This window comes from Bradyrhizobium sp., from assembly GCF_035484855.1.
Taxonomy (GTDB): domain Bacteria; phylum Pseudomonadota; class Alphaproteobacteria; order Rhizobiales; family Xanthobacteraceae; genus Bradyrhizobium.
Genome location: NZ_DATHOP010000039.1, coordinates 1 through 17,577, shown reverse-complemented (window position 1 = coordinate 17,577; position 17,577 = coordinate 1). Strand labels below are relative to the sequence as shown.

Below are 17,577 nucleotides of genomic sequence, written 5' to 3'. Positions count from 1 at the left end.
ACTCGCGTCTCCGGCGAGATGTACGAAAACAACCCGCCCTGATCCGTAAAACTGCCCCGCATGCGAGCCCCCGACGATTCATGATATACATTGAATCATCAACCGTAGGCCCTGACGAGGGCTTTTTCAGCAGACTGCTAAAGCCGGATTTCGGATATATCGCAATGCGCTTTTTGAATCTGACAGGGGAATCCAAGATGACAGGAATGCGATCCGGGCTTGTTATATTGACCGCGCTGCTGCTGTCCGGTTCTGCCGCGGTGGCGCAGGAGACAGGTGCGCCCTGCGCCGGCGATATCAAGAAGTTTTGCGCCGGCATTGCGCCCGGCGAAGGCCGGCTCAAGGCCTGCGTCAAAGCGCATTTGACCGAGCTGTCGGAAAGCTGCCAAGGGCGCGTGTACACGGTGGCGGTGACCGGAAAGGTCTGCAAGGCCGATGTCGCGAAACTGTGCGCCGGTGTTGTGCCGGGCACCGGCGGGATCAGGGCCTGCATCAAATCGCACATGGCGGAGGTGAGCGATCCCTGCCGGGATGCGATGTCGCGGACCGCCGCGGGCAGCAAACTCTTCGGACGCGGGGATCTCTGAAATTATTATAACGCGAGCGAGCTATACGGGCTCGTCATGCCCGGGCTTGACCCGGGCATCCACGTCTTGACGAGGCGCAACAAGACGTGGATGGCCGGGACAAGCCCGGCCATGACAAGAAAAGCGAGTTAGCCGCTTCTAACCGCCCCAGCGCGCCAGAAATCCGCGCCAGCCGCTGGCCTGGCCTTGCGGCGGGTTGATCGGTTCGGCGAATTCATCGCTCACGGGCTCCTCGTCGATGCCGGGGTCGTCGGGGGCGCGGACGATGGGAACGATCGGCGGGACGGGCGAGGGGTTTGACTTGGCGAGATCGGCGCGGGCGCGGAACAAGGGCGCTGAAGTCACGGGCGCGGAGGGGGCGGGCGGCGGGGAGGGCTCTGCTGCGGGGGCTGGCGCTGCCGCCTGGGCCGGTTCGACGACGGCCGGCTTTACCGGCGCGGCGGCCGGGGAATTGTCCTGCGCTGCCGGCGCCACCGGCGCCGGCGCTTCCTCAACCACCGCCTCGCGCGGCGGCTCGACGCGGCGCGGCGTCGACATCATCGCCTCGTTGAATTCCTTTGCCTCGATTGCGGCGGCCCTGTCGGACGGCAGCGAGGCCACCGGAGTCTGCCACTGGAACGCGTCGAGCCGTCCGGTCACCGGCGACACCGGGCGCCATTTGTCGCTGACGTAGCCGTCCGCGGTCCACACCGGATCGTGCAGCGCGCGCACCGCGCGCAAGGTCCAGGCCCGTGCACGGCCGCTGTCGCCATGTTCGCTGCGCTCGATTTCGGCCATCAACAGCGCCACCCGCTGGGTCGGCGCGTCGACGAACCGCGCCAGCGCCTCGCGGGCCTTGGAAAATTCGGATGCGTCGATCGCGGCACGCGCCAGCGCCAGCGCGCTTTCGAGATGGCCGGGTGCTTTCGCGGCCAGCGTCTCGATCCGCACCAGCCGCTGGCGCGCGGAATCCCCCAGCCGCACATGCGCATAGGCATCCGCAAGATCGGGATGCGGCTGCTTGAGCCACGCGGCCTCGACAATGCGCATCGCGCGGCGCGTCTGATGCGCCTCGCTGTCGTATTTGGCCGATAGCACCGCGGCGGGCACCAGCGTCGGCGCCAGCTTCACGGCTTCCATGACGCTGTCGCGCGAGAGATCGCGGTCGACGGCTTCCAGTTCCAGCGCGCGCGCCGTCAGCAGCACGGCGCGCTGGCGCCGAAAGGCATTCTTGTCGATCAGGCCGGATTCGAGATTGTTGTCGAGGATCGCAAGCGCGCCGTTCCAGTCGCCCCTGGCGCAGCGGAATCCCAAGACCGCCTGCGAGGCCCAGGTCGAGGCCGGCGAAATCTTCAAGGCGTCTTCCGCGATCATCACGGCAGAGACGGGATCGTCGGCCCGCTGCGCCTCGATGAATAGCCCGCGCAGGCCGAGCAGCCTGGTGTCCTCGCGCTCGGTCATGGCGCGGAAGGCGCGGTTCGCGCCGGCGCGATCGCCCTCGAGCTGCGCCGATTGCGCGTGCAGCAGCAGCGCCAGCGGATCGTCCCCGGCATTTTTGCGCGCGACCTCGGCATGCGCGCGGGCCTTGGCGGCATCGCCATGGCCGACCGCGAGCAGGCCATGGGTGATGGCGTGGCGGCCGCGAACCTGACGGCGCTCGCGCCGGCGGCGGCGGATCTTTTCCGGCATGCGCCACAGCGCGCTCGCGATCGCCCACAACAGGATCGCCGCGAGGATGGCCACGCCAAGCGCCAGCGCGGCAGGCGTGATCGTGACCTTCACGCCGGCGGTTGACAGCACGACATTGCCGGTCTGATCGGCCACCCAGGCCGCGCCGGCGGCCGCGAGCGCGATCAACAGCAGAAAGAGAATGATGCGGTACATCGAAATCCTATTGCGCGGGTTTCGCCAGCGCCGTCATGGCCTCGGCCGCGAATTTTCGGGATGCGGCAAGCGCGGCATCGCGCGCGTCGGCCTTGTCGAGCCAGGCTTGAGCCGCCGCGCGGTCTTCGGGCGAAAGCGTCATCAGGTCGCGCCTAGCCTCGTTGTAGTCATTGCGCAGCGCCGCCGCGGTGACGCGCGAAACCACCGCGCCGCGATCGTTGCCGACCGTATCGGTGCGCTCGATGCGCACCAGTTTCGAGGCGCCCGCCTCCAGCCGCTCGACCAGGCCGGCGCCGGTGGTGGAATTCTCCGCCGCCGGCGGCGACAGTTTCGGCACCAGCGCCAATAGCTCGCGGCTGAGGTTGAACTGGTTCGGCACGCCGGTCGCGGCAAACTCCTCCAGCGGCTTCAACATCTCAGGGCTCGGCGAAAGCGATTTCGCCGCCGAAAGCGCGGCGGCAAAGGGCTCGCCGGTCCGCACCGTGACATCGAGCATGGCGGCCGCCACGACGCGGCGCAGCGCCAAATCATCGGCCGGCTTTTCGCTGCCTTGCGCGATCTCGCTAGTTTGCGCGCGCACGGTCTTTTCCAGCGCGGCGATGCGATCGTTGACCGCCGACAGATCAGGCGCCGCGGCGGCTTCGCGCGGCGCCGATTTCAGCTCGTTGACGCCGGCGGCGAGCTTGTCGGATTGCGCGCGCAAAGCTGTGAGGTCGCCGCGCAAGGCGGCAAGCGATTTCTCCAGCGCGTCGAGGCGCGCTGCATCGGGCGCAGGTGCCGCGGGCTTGCCGAGTTTGGCCTCCACGCCGGCGACGCGCGCGGCGAGATCGTCGAGCGCGGCCGTATTGACCGCGGGCGCGGCGGGCGGCGCAGGGGCGGCGGTCTGGCCCGGCCATCCCAGTGACCCGGCGACCGCAATCACCAGCGCGGCGGCACAAGCGCCGGTCACCGCGGCGATCAGAAAGGTCGAAATCGCAGACTCCTTGGGCCGCCGCGAAGACTGGCCGGGTTCCCCGTCGGTGGCGGCATCCGGGGCGCCCGACACCTCGGTCGCCTCCAGATCGATGGTCGGCGGCGGGCGCTTGGCGCGGGCCGATTCGGCTTCCGGTTCAATGGTTTGGGGGCTGTCTTCAGCCATTGACGGTTCCCTTATGGTTTCAGCCGGCGGTTACCAGAATCGGACGGTATCTCGGTTCTGATTAGATCAGAACCGAGAATTAATCTTTGGTTTTGACGCGTTTTCTTGACGCGAACCGGTGTCCACTTCGCCTGAAAACGCTCTTTAACGCGATCAGCGCCGCAACGCACGATCCAACACCCCGAACACGGCATTTTCGTCCGGCGAGGCCGCTACCATTACCTGGGTCGCCCCGGCGTCGTGCAAGACGGTTGCGACCCCATCCGAAATGCAGCATTGCGGGACCGAAAGCGCCGATATTTCGACGCCGGCCGAGCGCGCCGCCTCGAGGAAGGCCCGCGCGCTGCGCCGGGAGTAATGCAGCACCGCCTCGATGCCGTTGGCGGCAAACGCCACGCGCACCTCGCCCGGCAGGTTTGCGACCGGCACCATCCGGTAGGTGGTCTGCGTCACCACGGTAAAGCCGCGTTCGCCGAGCTCGCCGGAGAGATCCTGCGCCAGGTCGGCGCCGGCCAGATAGAGCAGCGGGCTCGTCTTCTTCAGTGCCTTGGCCTTGACGCTTTTGAGCACGAGATCGCGCAGCCGCGTGGCGTCGCCGTTCGCGGTCATCACGTTCTCGAATCCGATGCCGCGGGCGGCGGCGGCGGTCCGCTCGCCGACCGCAAACAGCGGCAGTTTGAGCAGCGGTTTACCCGCAAGCTGCGACTCCACGCCGCGCAACGCATTGGCGCTGGACACGATCACCGCGCCGTAGCGCATTTCAGCGTCATCCTGGAACGCCACCGGTTCGAACCGCAGCATCGGCGCCTTGAGCACCTCAAAACCCCTCGCACGCAGGCTTGTGGCCGTGGCCTCGTCGTCGGGCTGCGGGCGGGTGACGAGAACGGCCATGCCTCACGCTTCCATCGAAAGGGGTTTTGGTAGCCGCGGGCGATTGCACCTTGCGACCCCATAATGCTACCGGAGATGAGGCAAAAACGCCGATTTGACGGCCAACGCAAGGGCTCACATTGGGTAACGACGCGCGGATGCTGGTGCTGGGGATCGAGACCACCTGCGATGAAACCGCGGCCGCCGTGGTCGAGCGCTCCAGCGACGGGTCGGGGAAAATCCTGTCCAACATCGTGCGTTCGCAGACCGAGGAGCACGCAGCCTTCGGCGGCGTGGTGCCCGAAATCGCCGCGCGCGCCCATATCGACGTGCTCGATCGGCTGGTGGAGGCCGCCATGAAGGAGGCAGACGTCTCGTTCGCGCAGCTTTCCGGCGTGGCGGCTGCCGCCGGCCCCGGCCTGATCGGCGGCGTCATCGTCGGACTGACGACCGCAAAAGCGATCGCGATGGTGCATGACACGCCGCTGATCGCGGTCAATCATCTCGAGGCGCACGCGCTGACGCCGCGGCTGACCTGCGCGCTGGCGTTTCCCTATCTGCTGTTCCTCGCCTCCGGCGGCCACACCCAGATCGTCGCCGTGATCGGCGTCGGCCAATATGTGCGGCTCGGCACCACCGTCGACGACGCCATGGGCGAAGCCTTCGACAAGGTCGCGAAGATGCTGGGGCTGCCTTATCCGGGCGGCCCCGAGGTCGAGCGCGCGGCGCGCGGCGGGGACCCTTCGCGATTTTCGCTGCCGCGGCCGATGCTCGGGCGACCTGACGCGAATTTTTCGCTGTCGGGATTGAAGACGGCGGTGCGCAACGAGGCTTCCCGGCTCAATCCGATGGAGCCGCAGGACATCCGCGATCTCTGCGCCGGTTTTCAGGCCGCCGTGCTGGAATCGACGGCGGACCGGCTCAGCGTCGGCTTGCGATTGTTCCACGAACAATTCGGGCCGCCGCGTGCGCTGGTCGCAGCTGGCGGCGTCGCCGCCAATCAGGCGATCCGCGGCGCATTGCAGGACGTCGCGGCGAAGGCGCAGACCACGCTGATCATTCCGCCGCCCGCGCTCTGCACCGACAACGGCGCGATGATCGCCTGGGCCGGCGCCGAGCGGCTGGCGCTGGGGATGACCGATGCGATGGATGCGGCGCCCCGCGCGCGCTGGCTCCTCGATGAAAACGCCAAGGCGCCGACGAAATTCGCCAATACGCGCGCGGGATTTTAGATGGAAAATGAATCACGCCGCGAGTGCATCTTAACCTCTCCCCGCCTGCGGGGAGAGGTCGGATCGCGCAGCGATCCGGGTGAGGGGGACTCTCCGCGCGCTCCTCAGCTTCAGAATTTGCTGAGGCAGCCCCTCACCCCAACCCTCTCCCCGCAAGTGCGGGGCGAGGGAGCGCACTGAGTCCCGCCGATGCCGCCGTTCAACTCCGTCGCGGTGATCGGCGCGGGCGCCTGGGGCACGGCGCTGGCATCAGTAGCGGCGCGGGCGGGGCGCGAGGTCTTGCTCTACGCACGCAACGCGGCGCGCGCCGGCGCAATCGCGGGCACGCGGGTCAATCCGAAACTGCCGCTAGCGCGGCTGGACGCCGGCATCGCCGTGAGCGCCGACATCACGCGGGCGGCGCGTGCCGACATCATCCTGATCGCGACGCCGGCGCAGCAATTGCGTGCGGCGGTCGCGGCGCTTGCCCCGCATCTCGCCGGCGCCACGCCGGTCATCGCCACCGCAAAGGGCATCGAGCGCGGCACCCACAAATTCATGACCGAGGTGATCGCGGAAACTGCGCCCGGCGCGCAACCTGCGATCCTTTCGGGACCGAGTTTTGCGCAGGATGTGGCGCGCGGCCTGCCCACGGCGGTGACGCTTGCGGCAAAGGACGAAGAGCTGGCGCGCGCGCTGGTGCAGGCGCTGGGGTCTGCGACCTTCCGGCCCTATCACACCACGGACATCAGGGGCGTCGAGATCGGCGGCGCGGCGAAGAACGTGCTGGCGATCGCCGCCGGCATCGCGGTTGGGAGAAAGCTCGGTCCCTCGGCGCAGGCGGCGCTGACCACGCGCGGTTTTTCTGAACTTGTCCGCCTCGGCCGCGCCTGCGGCGCGCGCGGCGAGACCATGGCGGGGCTCTCGGGGCTCGGCGACCTGATCCTGACCTGTTCCAGCCCGCAATCGCGCAACCTCGCGCTCGGCATCGCGCTCGGCCGCGGCGAAGCGCGGCCAGCGGACAAGCTTGCCGAGGGCGAATTCACCGCGCCGGTGCTGGTCGAACTGGCGGCTTCGCAAGACGTCGATATGCCGGTATCAAAGGCGGTGGCGGCGATCTTGAGCGGCGCGCTGACAATCGATGCGGCGATCGAGAGCCTGTTGACGCGCCCCTTCAAGGCGGAGGGATAGATCTCCCTCGTCATGCCCGCGCTTGTCGCGGGCATCCACGTCTTGATAACTTGATGATAGAAAGACGTGGATGGCCGGGACAGGCCCGGCCATGACGACGGGCAGAGTGGTGGGCGTCATGAATTACTGGCTGGTGAAATCCGAACCTTCGAGCTGGTCGTGGGACCAGCAGGTGGCAAAAGGCGCCAAGGGCGAAGCCTGGACCGGCGTGCGCAATTTCACCGCCCGGCAAAACCTCGTGAAGATGAAGAAGGGCGACCGCGCCTTTTTCTATCATTCCAACGAGGGCAAGGACATCGTCGGCATCGCCGAGGTGATCAAGGAGGCCTATCCCGACCCGACCGACAAGACCGGCAAGTTCGTGTGCGTCGACATCAAGGCGGACGAGCCGCTGAAGACGCCGGTGACGATGGCCGCGATCAAGGCCGACAAGCGGCTCAGTGATATGGCGCTGGTGAAATATTCACGGCTGTCGGTGCAGCCGGTAACGACGGAAGAGTGGAAGATCGTCTGCAAGATGGGCGGATTGTAAGGCTCGTCATTGCGAGCGCAGCGAAGCAATCCATGGTCCGGCAATCGCTGAGAGATGGATTGCTTCGTCGCAAGCGCTCCTCGCAATGACGGTGGAAGCGCTACGCCGCCGCGGCCGTCACCACTTGCGCCAGCAGCGCTTCGCGCTTGGACTGCGAGCGGTAACCCTTCATGGTCGCGGCAAAACGTTCGAGGATGCCGTCTTCGAAGGCGGTGACGATGGTGTCGTGGACGTAGCTCTTGCGGCAGATCGCGGGCGTATTCGACAGTTCGTCCGCGGCGGCGCGGACGGCTTCGAGCACCTGCTTGCGCCGGCCGCGGGCGCTGGCCGCCGGCGAAATCCGCGACAGCGATTCCAGCACCACGGCGGACGCCATGAGCGTGCGAAAATCCTTCAGCGAAATCTTGATGCCGGCGATCTCGCGCAGAAAGGCATTCACTTGGGTGGTGGAAACAGCCCGCACGGTGCCGGAAGCATCGCGATACTGGAACATGCGCTTGCCGGGAACGTCACGCAGGATGCCGATGGCGCGCACCAGTTTCGCCGCGTCGCATTCCTTGCGTACGGCCTTGCCGCCCTTGGCCTTGAAGGTCAGCACGACGCAGTCGTCTTCGAGCGTCACATTGGACTTCAGCATCGTGGTGGCGCCGCGGGTGCCGTTGAGGCGGGCGTAGGATTCATTGCCGGGCCGGATCGCGGTGCGCGCGATCAGTTCGATGACAGCCGACAGCGCGAATTCGCGGGTCGGCTGATCGCCCGACAGGTGCATCGAGACGTTGCGCCGGATCTTTGGCAGCGCCGCGACCAGCCGCGCCAGTCGATGCGCCTTGCGATGCTCGCGGACTTTTTCCCAGTCGGAATGATAGCGGTATTGCAGCCGGCCGGCGGCGTCGCGGCCGACCGCCTGCAGATGCGAATTCGGGTCGGGCGAATAGCGCACCTCTTCATAAGCCGGCGGCACCGCCATCGAGTGCAGGCGGCGGATGGTGCCAGTGTGCTTGATCGCCGTGCCGTTGGCGCGCACGAAGGAATAGCTCTTGCCGCGCTTGATGCGGCGGATGGTGAGCTGGTTCTGGTCGCCGAGCGTCAGGCCGAGATCAGCGGCCAGCGCTTCCACGGAGGCCCCCGGTTTCGGCTTGGCGACCGGCGCCTTCGGCAGCTGGCCAAGCGCCTCCGCCAAAGCCACGGCAGGATCGGCGGAAGCGGGCCGCGGTGCGGGCTCGAAATTCTGCTGATCCATCATGACTTTAGACGCCTTGCTCCTGATACACCCTGCTAATGCCGGCGATTGTTGTTTTGTTCCGGCAGGGGGCTCGCGCCCCGGGGTGGCCATTTAGGGGGTATTTGCCGTGAGCGCCAGCCCGCCGCCCGACGCCAGAGGTTACTAGTTACCGTTCGCTGGGAGCGCAGCGGTCTCATGCGGCCTTTTGACTACCGGAAAACGCGAACGTGATGAACGGGCCGTGGCCGCGGCAGGGCTCGTCCGCGGCCTTCGAATTGATCCGGCGCAAGCGAAAGCTCCGCCGAAGGTCCTATTTGTTCCGCTTGTCGGCGCCATCGGGCCGGACGCATAATCGCCGCAACAATGAAGACGGCTTGCGGTGTCTCGCGTGCACTGGCCGCCACGGTGGAGGGTAAAATGTCCGAGAAAATTTACGACGTGCCGGCGGATTGGGCCAAGCGGGCGTGGGTCGATCAAGCCAAATACAAGGAAATGTATGCGCGTTCGATCAGCGATCCCAACGCCTTCTGGGCCGAACAGGCCAAGCGCATCGGCTGGATGAAGCCTTTCACCAAGGTCGAAAACACCTCGTTCGCGCCCGGCCATATCTCGATCAAATGGTTCGAGGACGGCGTGCTCAATGTCGCCTGGAACTGCATCGACCGGCATCTGGAGAAGCGCGGTGACCAGACCGCGATCATCTGGGAGGGCGACAATCCCGCCGAATCCAAGCACATCACCTACCGGCAGCTGCACGACGAGGTCTGCCGGATGGCCAACATCCTGCGCACCCGCAACGTCAAGAAGGGCGACCGCGTCACCATCTACCTGCCGATGATCCCGGAAGCGGCCTATGCGATGCTGGCCTGCGCGCGGATCGGCGCCATCCATTCGGTGGTATTCGCGGGCTTCTCCCCCGACAGCCTCGCCCAGCGCATCAACGACTGCCAGTCGAAAGTGGTGATAACAGCCGACGAGGGCCTGCGCGGCGGCAAGAAGGTGCCGCTGAAGGCCAATGTCGATGCCGCGATCGCCAAGACCGGCGGGGTCGACTGGGTGGTCGTGGTCAAGCGCACCGGCTCCAAGATCGACATGAATCCCTCGCGCGACCTCTGGTACCACGAGGCCGCGAAGATGGTGACCACGGAATGCCCGGCCGAGCACATGCACGCCGAGGATCCGCTGTTCATCCTCTACACCTCGGGCTCGACCGGCCAGCCCAAGGGCGTGCTGCACACTTCCGGCGGCTACCTGGTGTTCGCGTCGATGACGCATCAATACGTGTTCGACTATCACGACGGCGACATCTACTGGTGCACCGCCGACGTCGGCTGGGTTACCGGCCACAGCTACATCCTCTACGGGCCGCTCGCCAACGGCGCGACCACGCTGATGTTCGAGGGCGTGCCGAACTATCCCGACAATTCGCGGTTCTGGAACGTCATCGACAAGCACAAGGTCAACATCTTCTACACCGCGCCGACTGCGATCCGCGCGTTGATGCAATCCGGCGACGATCCCGTGAAGAAGACCTCGCGCAAGAGCCTGCGCCTGCTCGGCTCGGTCGGCGAGCCGATCAATCCTGAAGCCTGGGAATGGTATCACCGCGTGGTCGGCGACGAGCGCTGCCCGATCGTCGATACCTGGTGGCAGACCGAAACCGGCGGCATTTTGATTACGCCGCTGCCCGGCGCGACCAAATTGAAACCCGGTTCGGCAACCAATCCGTTCTTCGGCGTGGTGCCCGAAATCGTCGACGCCGACGGCAAGGTGCTGGACGGCGAATGCAGCGGCAATCTCTGCATCGCCCGGTCATGGCCGGGCCAGATGCGCACCGTCTATGGCGACCATGCCCGCTTCGAGCAGACCTATTTCTCGACCTACAAGGGCAAATATTTCACCGGCGACGGCTGCCGCCGCGATGCCGACGGCTATTACTGGATCACCGGCCGCGTCGACGACGTCATCAACGTCTCCGGCCACCGCATGGGCACCGCCGAAGTCGAAAGCTCGCTGGTGGCGAATCCGAAAGTCTCGGAGGCCGCCGTGGTCGGCTATCCACACGACATCAAGGGCCAGGGCATCTACGCCTATGTGACGCTGATGATCGGCGTCGAGCCGAGCGAGGACCTGCGCAAGGAACTGGTGGCGTGGGTGCGCAAGGACATCGGCCCGATCGCCTCCCCCGATCAGATCCAGTTCGCGCCGGGACTGCCCAAAACCCGCTCCGGAAAAATCATGCGCCGCATCCTGCGCAAGATCGCCGAGGACGAGCCGGGCAGCCTCGGCGACACCTCGACACTGGCCGACCCCGCGGTGGTCGACGATCTCCTGCAACACCGGCAGAACAAGAAAATTTGAGACCGACCGCTCGGTCGCCAAGATCGTCTCGATGTTCTTGTTGCCGAGGCGCTATGCGACTTGAATCTTTGCAACTTTTGAGCGACGATCCTCTTTGTGTTGGCTATCGGACCGGAGGGGACCCTCGATGACAGCGCAAGCGATGGCGGCGGCTCCAGTGCGGAGGGTGTCCACCGACCCTGCCCGGGAAATGGCTTTGCAGGATTCCTACAGCTGCCGTGGATTGTTCATTCCACGCCTGGAAGGGAGAACTCGTCAGCAAGGTACGCCTGCGCGGGCCGCCGCGCTCCGCTCTGGATTTGCCTATGTCGAACCGCGCGCTGCCGCGGCCCTCGCCAGACACGGGTATCAGCCGGCCTCGGCCAATCTTCATGAGCGGGAGCATGCGTCGGGCGTCTTCGAAGAACTGGACATGCTCGGCGTAACCGTCGCCGCCTTTCGCGAACCGGAGGACGCAGGTCAATTCGAGTTCGTCGGATCACAGGCAAGGAAGCCGCGGAGAAGCTGGCCGCGGTGCCGTGGTCTGAGGAAAGCGGCATTCCTCGCGCCCACAAGGGAGGAATCGACGGTCGCGGGGTGCTGGTCGGCGCGCTCGATACCGGCGTCGATGCCGGGCACGATGAGTTTGCAGGCAAGACTGTCAACTTCCGGTACATCGGCAACTACCCGAAGAGCCAGGGTTGGCCGTTCCGCGACGTATTCGGCTTCGACACCGATCATCACGGTACTCACGTCAGCGGCATAATTTCTGGAAAAACGCGCGGGATCGTGCCGGGCGCGAAATTCTACATGGCCTCGGTGATCGAAAGCGAAAGGACGCTGACGACCCTGACGCGGATCGTGAAGGGGTTGGAATGGCTGCTGGAGAGGTTTGCAAAAGACGAAAACCAGCACCTTCCGGCCGTGGTCAACCTGTCGCTGGCTTTGGCCGCGAACGCGCCGGGCGATATTACCCCCGCCGAATATGAAACCCGCATCCGGGCAATGCGTTATGTCATCCAGGATCTTATGGAGGCTAACGTGCTGACCATCGCTGCGATAGGCAATGCCGGGGAGGATACGTACGGATATCCGGCCGCTTTCGGCGAGACCCTCGGGGTTGGCGCGGTCAGCTTCTCTCATGACGTCGCGTCGTTTTCAGGAAACCGGCGCGATATCCGCGGGCCGATCGAGGCGGAAAAGCCGGACGTCGTCGGCTATGGCGTGGACGTCTTTTCATGCACCGAGCGCGACTGTGACGGCCGGTCCTATTACGGCGCCTCCAATGGAACCAGCATGGCGGCCCCTTATGTGACTGGTATTGCTGCCTTACATAGAGCGGCAAGACCGGGCGCGTCGGCGGCCGAGATTCGGCAAATCGTCATGGGAACTTGCCTGCCGCTGCCCGCCCAGCCGGCCCACCGGGTGGGGGCGGGGCTGGCCCGTTTCGATGAGCGGACTGGCGTTGTTTAAGGAAAAGTCATATATTTGCCCCGTATGGTGGAACCCATGGCTATGAATCTCTATCCTTTTGGTGCAGGGCACAATGCGTTGGAGGAGGAGGCAAAACCCTTCCTCGTCACGCTCGCGCGACGTCGACCGCCGACGCCGTCACCACTGACGCGCGGCCAAGTGGTCGAGCGCGGCGTCGCGTCGAGCAAGGCGTTTTTCCAGCATCTGATGGATTATGTCGATCGGACCAACCGTCGCTACGAACTTGTGCAAATCGGCGATCCGAGTTCCTTCGGCATCGTTTCGATCGTCACCACCAAAGAGCTCGCCGATGAGATCACGCGATTCCCGGAAGTCGAGAGCGTGATCGAAGATACCGCGCCAATGATCCTCGTCCGGTAGTACATCCGGCCTGCCTTAACGAATCGACGACACGATCAACGTCTGCAGACCTCGCCCCGCCGAAGTGGGGCGAGGGAGCGTAGCCTTGCGGCAGCGACGCCCCCTACCCGAACCAATCCCGCCCCACGCAATCGCCAGGGACAACCCCGCCCCGCCAGTACGTTTTTCGGCGAGTGTTGTTTTCCGGGCATTTACTTTGTTTCGAACTTTTCCTTCCCTCAGCCCTGCTGGACCCCCGGTGCAGCCCTCGCGGAAACCTCTTGGTTAACGCAAGCGGTTAACAATACGTGGGCAAAACCGGCGGCAAATTGTGGGTCTTGCGGGATTTGCATCGAATTTCACGCCCCGGAGGGGCCGAGCGAAGCGGAAATGGAGCGATTGATGTCGTTGAGGATTGCGGTGGCGCTGGCGGCCACCATCGGGGCTGGGATGTTGATGTCGACGGCGGCGCAGGCGCGGCCGGACGTGGTCGGCTTCCGGGGCGATTATTCGCCGGGGACCATCGTGATCAAGACCAATGAGCGCCGGCTCTATCTGGTGGTCGATCAGGATCACGCGGTGCGCTATCCGGTCGGCGTCGGCAAGGCGGGCAAGCAGTGGGCGGGCACCACCCGGATCGACGGCAAGTACCGCAATCCGGCCTGGTCACCGCCCGCCGAAGTCAAGCACGACAAGCCGTCGATGCCGGACGTGATCCCGGGCGGCTCGCCACGCAATCCGATGGGCGTCGCCGCGATGACCTTGGCCGGCGGCGAATACGCCATCCACGGCACCAACATGCCGGGCTCGGTCGGCGGTTTTGTCTCTTACGGCTGCATCCGGATGCTGAACCCGGATATCACCGACCTCTACCAGCGCGTCTCCGTCGGCACGAGGGTGGTGGTGACGCGCTGAGATCATGAATGTCATTCCGGGGCGGGCGCGCAGCGACCGAACCCGGAATCTCGAGATTCCAGGTCTGGTCCTTCGGACCATCCCGGAATGACGAAAGAAAAAGCCGCGCCGGTTGCGCGGCTTTTCTGTTTTCTCGCCTCAAAAATCGGACGCGATGCCCTTGTTCTCCCAGTCGCCATAGCGGGTCGGTTCCGGTCCCTTCGGCCCCTGGAACTCCTTAGGCAGCGGCTTGGCGGCGGCCTCCGCCGCCTGCCGGCGCGCTTCGGCCTCCGCAAGCGCACGCTGGGCCGCCGGCGCAAGCTGTTTGCGCTCCGGTTCGGATGGGGCCGTTGCCGGCCGTGCAGGATCATCAGTCATTCCAGCTCTCCGGCGCTCTACCTGAGGGCTCCCGCCTACAGATGATGCCGCGAACGTGAAATCGCCAGGGCGATTCTTATGTTTGGCATATTGCCGTGGCACAGGTGTTGTTGCTCCAGATGGCATAGACTGAAACGCGAATCGCCATCCAATCTCCCGAGATGTTCCCGCTCCATGCCCCCCCAACGATTTGCACTGCCATCCGAGGTGCCCGGTCTCGCGGCGCGGCGGATCGCAGCGGATATTCTGGACGGCGTGCTGCATAAGCACCGCACTCTCGACGAGCAGCTCGATGGACCTACCGCGCATCCCGGCGTGAAGACGCTGTCCGATCGCGACCGTGCTTTGATGCGGCGGCTGGTGGCGACCATCCTGCGGCGGCTCGGCACGCTCGGTCATCTCTTGTCACGGCTGCTCGACCGCGGCATTCCGACCGACGCGCCGCGCGCGCAAAGCGCGCTTCTGATCGGGGCTGCGCAAATCCTCTGGATGGATGTGCCCGACCATGCCGCGGTCGACCTGTCGGTGCGGCTGGTGCAATCGGACCGGCGCGCCGCCAAATATGCCGGCCTCGTCAACGCCGTGCTGCGCCGCTGCGCGCGCGAAGGGCAGCCCTTGATCGACGAGGTCAAGGGGCAGACGCTCGATATTCCGCCGTGGCTGCTCAAGCGCTGGAGCGTCCATTACGGCGAGAGCGTCGCGCGCGACATCGCGGTTGCGCTCAGCCACGACCCATCGCTCGATATCACCGCGAAATCCGATCCCGACCAGTGGGCTACCCGCCTGCACGGCGAAATCCTGCCGACCGGAACCGTGCGCACGCTGCTGCAGGGCTCGGTGACCATGCTGCCGGGCTTTGCCGAAGGCCATTGGTGGGTGCAGGACGCCGCCGCCGCACTGCCGGCGCGCCTGCTCGGCGACGTCGCCGGCAAGACCGTGGCTGATCTCTGCGCGGCACCCGGCGGCAAGACGGCACAGCTGGTCCAGGCCGGCGCGCGCGTTACCGCGGTCGACCGCTCGGTCGGCCGCATGGCGCGGCTCAACGACAATCTCACGCGGCTTTCGCTGCAGGCGGAGACCGTGGTCGCCGATGCCGCCGAGTGGCCGGGAACCAGCGAGGGCTTCGACGCTATCCTGATCGACGCGCCCTGCACCTCGACCGGCACCATCCGCAGGCATCCCGACGTCGCCTGGCTGCGGCAGGAGGCCGACATCGGCGCGCTGACGGCGCTGCAGAAACGCCTGCTGCAGAAGGCCGCAGCGCTGCTGAAACCAGGCGGGACGCTGGTCTATTGCACCTGTTCGCTGGAACCGGAAGAGGGCGAACAGGTGGTCGAAGGCCTGCTCGCCACTGAGCCCACCATCCGCCGCGCGCCGATCGCGGCCAGCGAGGTCGCGGGCCTCGTCGAAATCCTCACCCCTGACGGCGATTTGCGGACGCTGCCCTGCCACCTGCCGCATCAGGACCCCCGGCTGGGCGGGCTCGACGGCTTTTACGCCGCGCGGCTGGTTAAATCCTGATTTCACACCGGATTTTCATGCCGTTGCGCTGATTCGCGCGCTTTCAAGATGGTGTCTTGGCGGCGTTTCCGGATTAAAAGGATTCGCAAATCGGAATCCTCCAATCCAGGGCAGGCGTGTCGGTCGCTCAACGCAGACGCATCTCGACGCTGATCATGGGCCGCTTCGCGCGGAACATGATGGCGCGCGCGAGCGGCGGCTCGGTGGCGCTGTCGCGGCTGTGGCCGGGCCGCACCGACCGGCTGATCATCGCCCCGCACGATCTGCGCACTGCGGATGCCACCCGCGCGGCCGAGATCTATGCCGGCCGCTTCGTGTTCGCTGGCAAGATCGTGACCTGCCACGGCCGCTCGATCTTCGACCTCGAGCCGCCGTCGGAAGATTGGGAAGTGGCGCTGCTCGGCTTCGGCTGGTTGCGGCACCTGCGCGCTGCCGACACCGCGCTGACCCGCGCCAATGCGCGCTCGCTGGTCGACGACTGGCTTTCGAATCTGGCGCGCAAGCGCCCGACCGGCCGCCGCGCCGACGTGCTGGCGCGCCGCGTCATCTCGCTGTTGTCGCAGGCCCCATTGGTGCTCGGCGATACCGACGGCAAATTCTACCGGCGGTACTTGCGAGGCCTTGCCCGCGAAATCCGCTATCTGCGCTACACCATGATGGACATCGACGGCGTGCCGCGACTGCAGGTCCTGATCGCGCTGTGCTACGCCTCGCTGTGCCTGGCCAACCAGGCCCGCCACATCCGCGCCGCCACACGAAAGCTGTCGGACGAATTGCAGCGGCAGATCCTGCCCGATGGCGGGCACATTTCACGCAACCCCGGCGCGCTGATCGAACTCTTGATCGACCTGTTGCCGCTGCGGCAGACCTTTGCCGCCCGCAATATCGCGCCGCCGCCGGCGCTGTTGAACGCGATCGACCGCATGATGCCGATGCTGCGCTTCTTCCGGCACGGCGACGGCAGTTTTGCGCTGTTCAACGGCATGAGCAGCGCGCCCTCCGATCTGCTGGCGACATTGCTCGCCTATGACGACACCCACGGCGCGCCGATGGCGAACATGCCGCACACCGGCTATCAGCGCCTCGACGCAAGCGCGATGGCCGTGATCATGGATACCGGCCCGCCGCCGCCGCCGAGCGTCAGCCACGACGCCCATGCCGGGTGCCTGTCGTTCGAGCTATCGTCGGGACCGAGCCGCATCGTCATCAATTGCGGCATGCCCTCAACCGGCCGCGACAACTGGCGCACCTTTGCCCGCTCGACGGCGGCGCATTCGACGCTGACCTTCCACGAGACGTCGTCCTGCAAATTCGTCGAGCTGTCGGCGATGAAGCGGCTGCTGCAGGGCGCGCCTGTCGTCTCCGGGCCGTCGAACGTCGAAAGCTATCGCGAGGCCGTCGCCAACGGCGTGCTGCTGACCACCTCCCATGACGGCTATCTGGACCGGTTCGGCGTCATCCATCGCCGCGTGCTGATGGTCGCCCAGGACGGCACGCGGCTCGACGGCGAGGATACGGTGTCGCCGGCGCCGGGCGCGCGCATCAAGGGCAACGAGACCGATTATGCGGTACGGTTTCATCTGCATCCGTCGGTGAAGGCGAGCCGGCTTTCCGACGCCCGCGGCGTCATGCTGGTCTTGCCGAACCGCGACGTCTGGACCTTCGAGGCGCTCGACGACAAGGTCGAACTGGAAGACAGCGTGTTCCTGGCCGGCAATGACGGCCCGCGCCGCACCGCGCAGATCGTGATCCGGCAGGATTCCCAGCAGGCCTCCAGCGTCCGCTGGAGCTTTGTGCGCTCCGCGGCGTCGCCTTCGGCGACAACCGCAAAGCGGAATGCGCGACGCGAGCCGGAATTGCCGTTGTAGGATGACCGGAAATGCATCCGGTATTTTGAGGTTCTTTCTATCGACCTGAAAAAAATCTCTTTTTGGTCATGGCCGAGCTTGACCCGGCCATCCACGTTTTTTTTGCCTGGGGAGCAGCAAAGACGTGGA

15 protein-coding genes are annotated in these 17,577 nt (G+C 65.7%); 10 read left to right on the top strand and 5 right to left on the bottom strand.

Going from position 1 to position 17,577, the window contains the following annotated elements; genetic code table 11:
- A partial coding sequence (locus VK804_RS05265) for a cysteine rich repeat-containing protein (protein WP_325368572.1) occupies positions 1-587 on the top strand: 587 nt, incomplete at its 5' end.
- Between the two features lie 138 nt (positions 588-725).
- On the opposite strand, the gene VK804_RS05260 is transcribed toward VK804_RS05265, so the two are convergent.
- The 3 genes from VK804_RS05260 to VK804_RS05250 all read right to left on the bottom strand — a co-directional run bounded on the left by VK804_RS05260 (position 726) and on the right by VK804_RS05250 (position 4,479).
- Positions 726-2,450 (bottom strand): heme biosynthesis protein HemY, encoded by a 1,725-nt coding sequence (locus VK804_RS05260; protein WP_325368570.1) that lies wholly within the window; start codon positions 2,448-2,450, stop codon positions 726-728.
- Between the two features lie 7 nt (positions 2,451-2,457).
- Positions 2,458-3,588 carry a hypothetical protein gene (locus VK804_RS05255; protein WP_325368568.1) on the bottom strand — a complete coding sequence of 377 codons (1,131 nt, stop codon included), beginning with the start codon at positions 3,586-3,588 and terminating at the stop codon, positions 2,458-2,460.
- Between the two features lie 153 nt (positions 3,589-3,741).
- Complete coding sequence (locus VK804_RS05250; protein WP_325368566.1) at positions 3,742-4,479, bottom strand: uroporphyrinogen-III synthase; 738 nt, start codon at positions 4,477-4,479, stop codon at positions 3,742-3,744.
- Between the two features lie 137 nt (positions 4,480-4,616).
- Between VK804_RS05250 and tsaD the strand changes: the two genes are divergently transcribed.
- The 3 genes from tsaD (at position 4,617) to VK804_RS05235 (ending at position 7,392) form a co-directional block, all read left to right on the top strand.
- Positions 4,617-5,690 (top strand): tRNA (adenosine(37)-N6)-threonylcarbamoyltransferase complex transferase subunit TsaD, encoded by a 1,074-nt coding sequence (gene tsaD, locus VK804_RS05245; RefSeq protein WP_325368578.1) that lies wholly within the window; start codon positions 4,617-4,619, stop codon positions 5,688-5,690.
- A gap of 189 nt (positions 5,691-5,879) precedes the next feature.
- Positions 5,880-6,860 carry an NAD(P)H-dependent glycerol-3-phosphate dehydrogenase gene (locus VK804_RS05240; protein WP_325368564.1) on the top strand — a complete coding sequence of 327 codons (981 nt, stop codon included), beginning with the start codon at positions 5,880-5,882 and terminating at the stop codon, positions 6,858-6,860.
- A gap of 118 nt (positions 6,861-6,978) precedes the next feature.
- The gene (locus tag VK804_RS05235; protein WP_325368576.1) at positions 6,979-7,392 is read left to right on the top strand and encodes an EVE domain-containing protein; all 414 of its coding nucleotides are present in this window, start codon (positions 6,979-6,981) and stop codon (positions 7,390-7,392) included.
- Positions 7,393-7,492: 100 nt separating this feature from the next.
- On the opposite strand, the gene VK804_RS05230 is transcribed toward VK804_RS05235, so the two are convergent.
- Positions 7,493-8,635, bottom strand: coding sequence for a DNA topoisomerase IB (locus tag VK804_RS05230; protein WP_325368562.1), 1,143 nt, complete (start codon positions 8,633-8,635; stop codon positions 7,493-7,495).
- A 396-nt stretch (positions 8,636-9,031) separates the two neighbouring features.
- Here VK804_RS05230 and acs point away from each other — a divergent pair, with 396 nt between their 5' ends.
- The 4 genes from acs to VK804_RS05210 all read left to right on the top strand — a co-directional run bounded on the left by acs (position 9,032) and on the right by VK804_RS05210 (position 13,702).
- Complete coding sequence (gene acs, locus VK804_RS05225; protein ID WP_325368560.1) at positions 9,032-10,975, top strand: acetate--CoA ligase; 1,944 nt, start codon at positions 9,032-9,034, stop codon at positions 10,973-10,975.
- A gap of 513 nt (positions 10,976-11,488) precedes the next feature.
- Positions 11,489-12,427, top strand: coding sequence for a S8 family peptidase (locus VK804_RS05220; protein WP_325368558.1), 939 nt, complete (start codon positions 11,489-11,491; stop codon positions 12,425-12,427).
- Between the two features lie 15 nt (positions 12,428-12,442).
- Entirely contained in the window at positions 12,443-12,808 is a 366-nt protein-coding gene (locus VK804_RS05215) for a hypothetical protein (RefSeq protein ID WP_325368556.1), read from the top strand.
- Positions 12,809-13,189: 381 nt separating this feature from the next.
- The gene (locus tag VK804_RS05210) at positions 13,190-13,702 is read left to right on the top strand and encodes a L,D-transpeptidase (protein WP_325368554.1); all 513 of its coding nucleotides are present in this window, start codon (positions 13,190-13,192) and stop codon (positions 13,700-13,702) included.
- Between the two features lie 138 nt (positions 13,703-13,840).
- Here VK804_RS05210 and VK804_RS05205 read toward each other — a convergent pair whose 3' ends face one another.
- Positions 13,841-14,059 carry a DUF1674 domain-containing protein gene (locus VK804_RS05205; protein ID WP_325368552.1) on the bottom strand — a complete coding sequence of 73 codons (219 nt, stop codon included), beginning with the start codon at positions 14,057-14,059 and terminating at the stop codon, positions 13,841-13,843.
- 174 nt (positions 14,060-14,233) lie between these two features.
- On the opposite strand from VK804_RS05205, the gene VK804_RS05200 reads away from it, so the two are divergent.
- Positions 14,234-15,580: an RsmB/NOP family class I SAM-dependent RNA methyltransferase gene (locus VK804_RS05200; RefSeq protein WP_325368550.1), complete on the top strand. Its 1,347-nt coding sequence runs from the start codon at positions 14,234-14,236 to the stop codon at positions 15,578-15,580.
- Between the two features lie 155 nt (positions 15,581-15,735).
- Entirely contained in the window at positions 15,736-17,448 is a 1,713-nt protein-coding gene (locus VK804_RS05195) for a heparinase II/III family protein (RefSeq protein ID WP_325368574.1), read from the top strand.
- Positions 17,449-17,577: the final 129 nt, after the last annotated feature.

Coding starts and splice junctions, on each gene's coding strand:
- VK804_RS05230 (WP_325368562.1), bottom strand. CDS start 8,635: ATGATGGATCAGCAGAATTTCGAGCCCGCACCGCGGCCCGCTTCCGCC.
- VK804_RS05235 (WP_325368576.1), top strand. CDS start 6,979: ATGAATTACTGGCTGGTGAAATCCGAACCTTCGAGCTGGTCGTGGGAC.
- tsaD (WP_325368578.1), top strand. CDS start 4,617: ATGCTGGTGCTGGGGATCGAGACCACCTGCGATGAAACCGCGGCCGCC.
- VK804_RS05255 (WP_325368568.1), bottom strand. CDS start 3,588: ATGGCTGAAGACAGCCCCCAAACCATTGAACCGGAAGCCGAATCGGCC.
- VK804_RS05205 (WP_325368552.1), bottom strand. CDS start 14,059: ATGACTGATGATCCTGCACGGCCGGCAACGGCCCCATCCGAACCGGAG.
- VK804_RS05210 (WP_325368554.1), top strand. CDS start 13,190: ATGTCGTTGAGGATTGCGGTGGCGCTGGCGGCCACCATCGGGGCTGGG.
- VK804_RS05240 (WP_325368564.1), top strand. CDS start 5,880: ATGCCGCCGTTCAACTCCGTCGCGGTGATCGGCGCGGGCGCCTGGGGC.
- acs (WP_325368560.1), top strand. CDS start 9,032: ATGTCCGAGAAAATTTACGACGTGCCGGCGGATTGGGCCAAGCGGGCG.
- VK804_RS05260 (WP_325368570.1), bottom strand. CDS start 2,450: ATGTACCGCATCATTCTCTTTCTGCTGTTGATCGCGCTCGCGGCCGCC.
- VK804_RS05195 (WP_325368574.1), top strand. CDS start 15,736: ATGGGCCGCTTCGCGCGGAACATGATGGCGCGCGCGAGCGGCGGCTCG.
- VK804_RS05250 (WP_325368566.1), bottom strand. CDS start 4,479: ATGGCCGTTCTCGTCACCCGCCCGCAGCCCGACGACGAGGCCACGGCC.
- VK804_RS05200 (WP_325368550.1), top strand. CDS start 14,234: ATGCCCCCCCAACGATTTGCACTGCCATCCGAGGTGCCCGGTCTCGCG.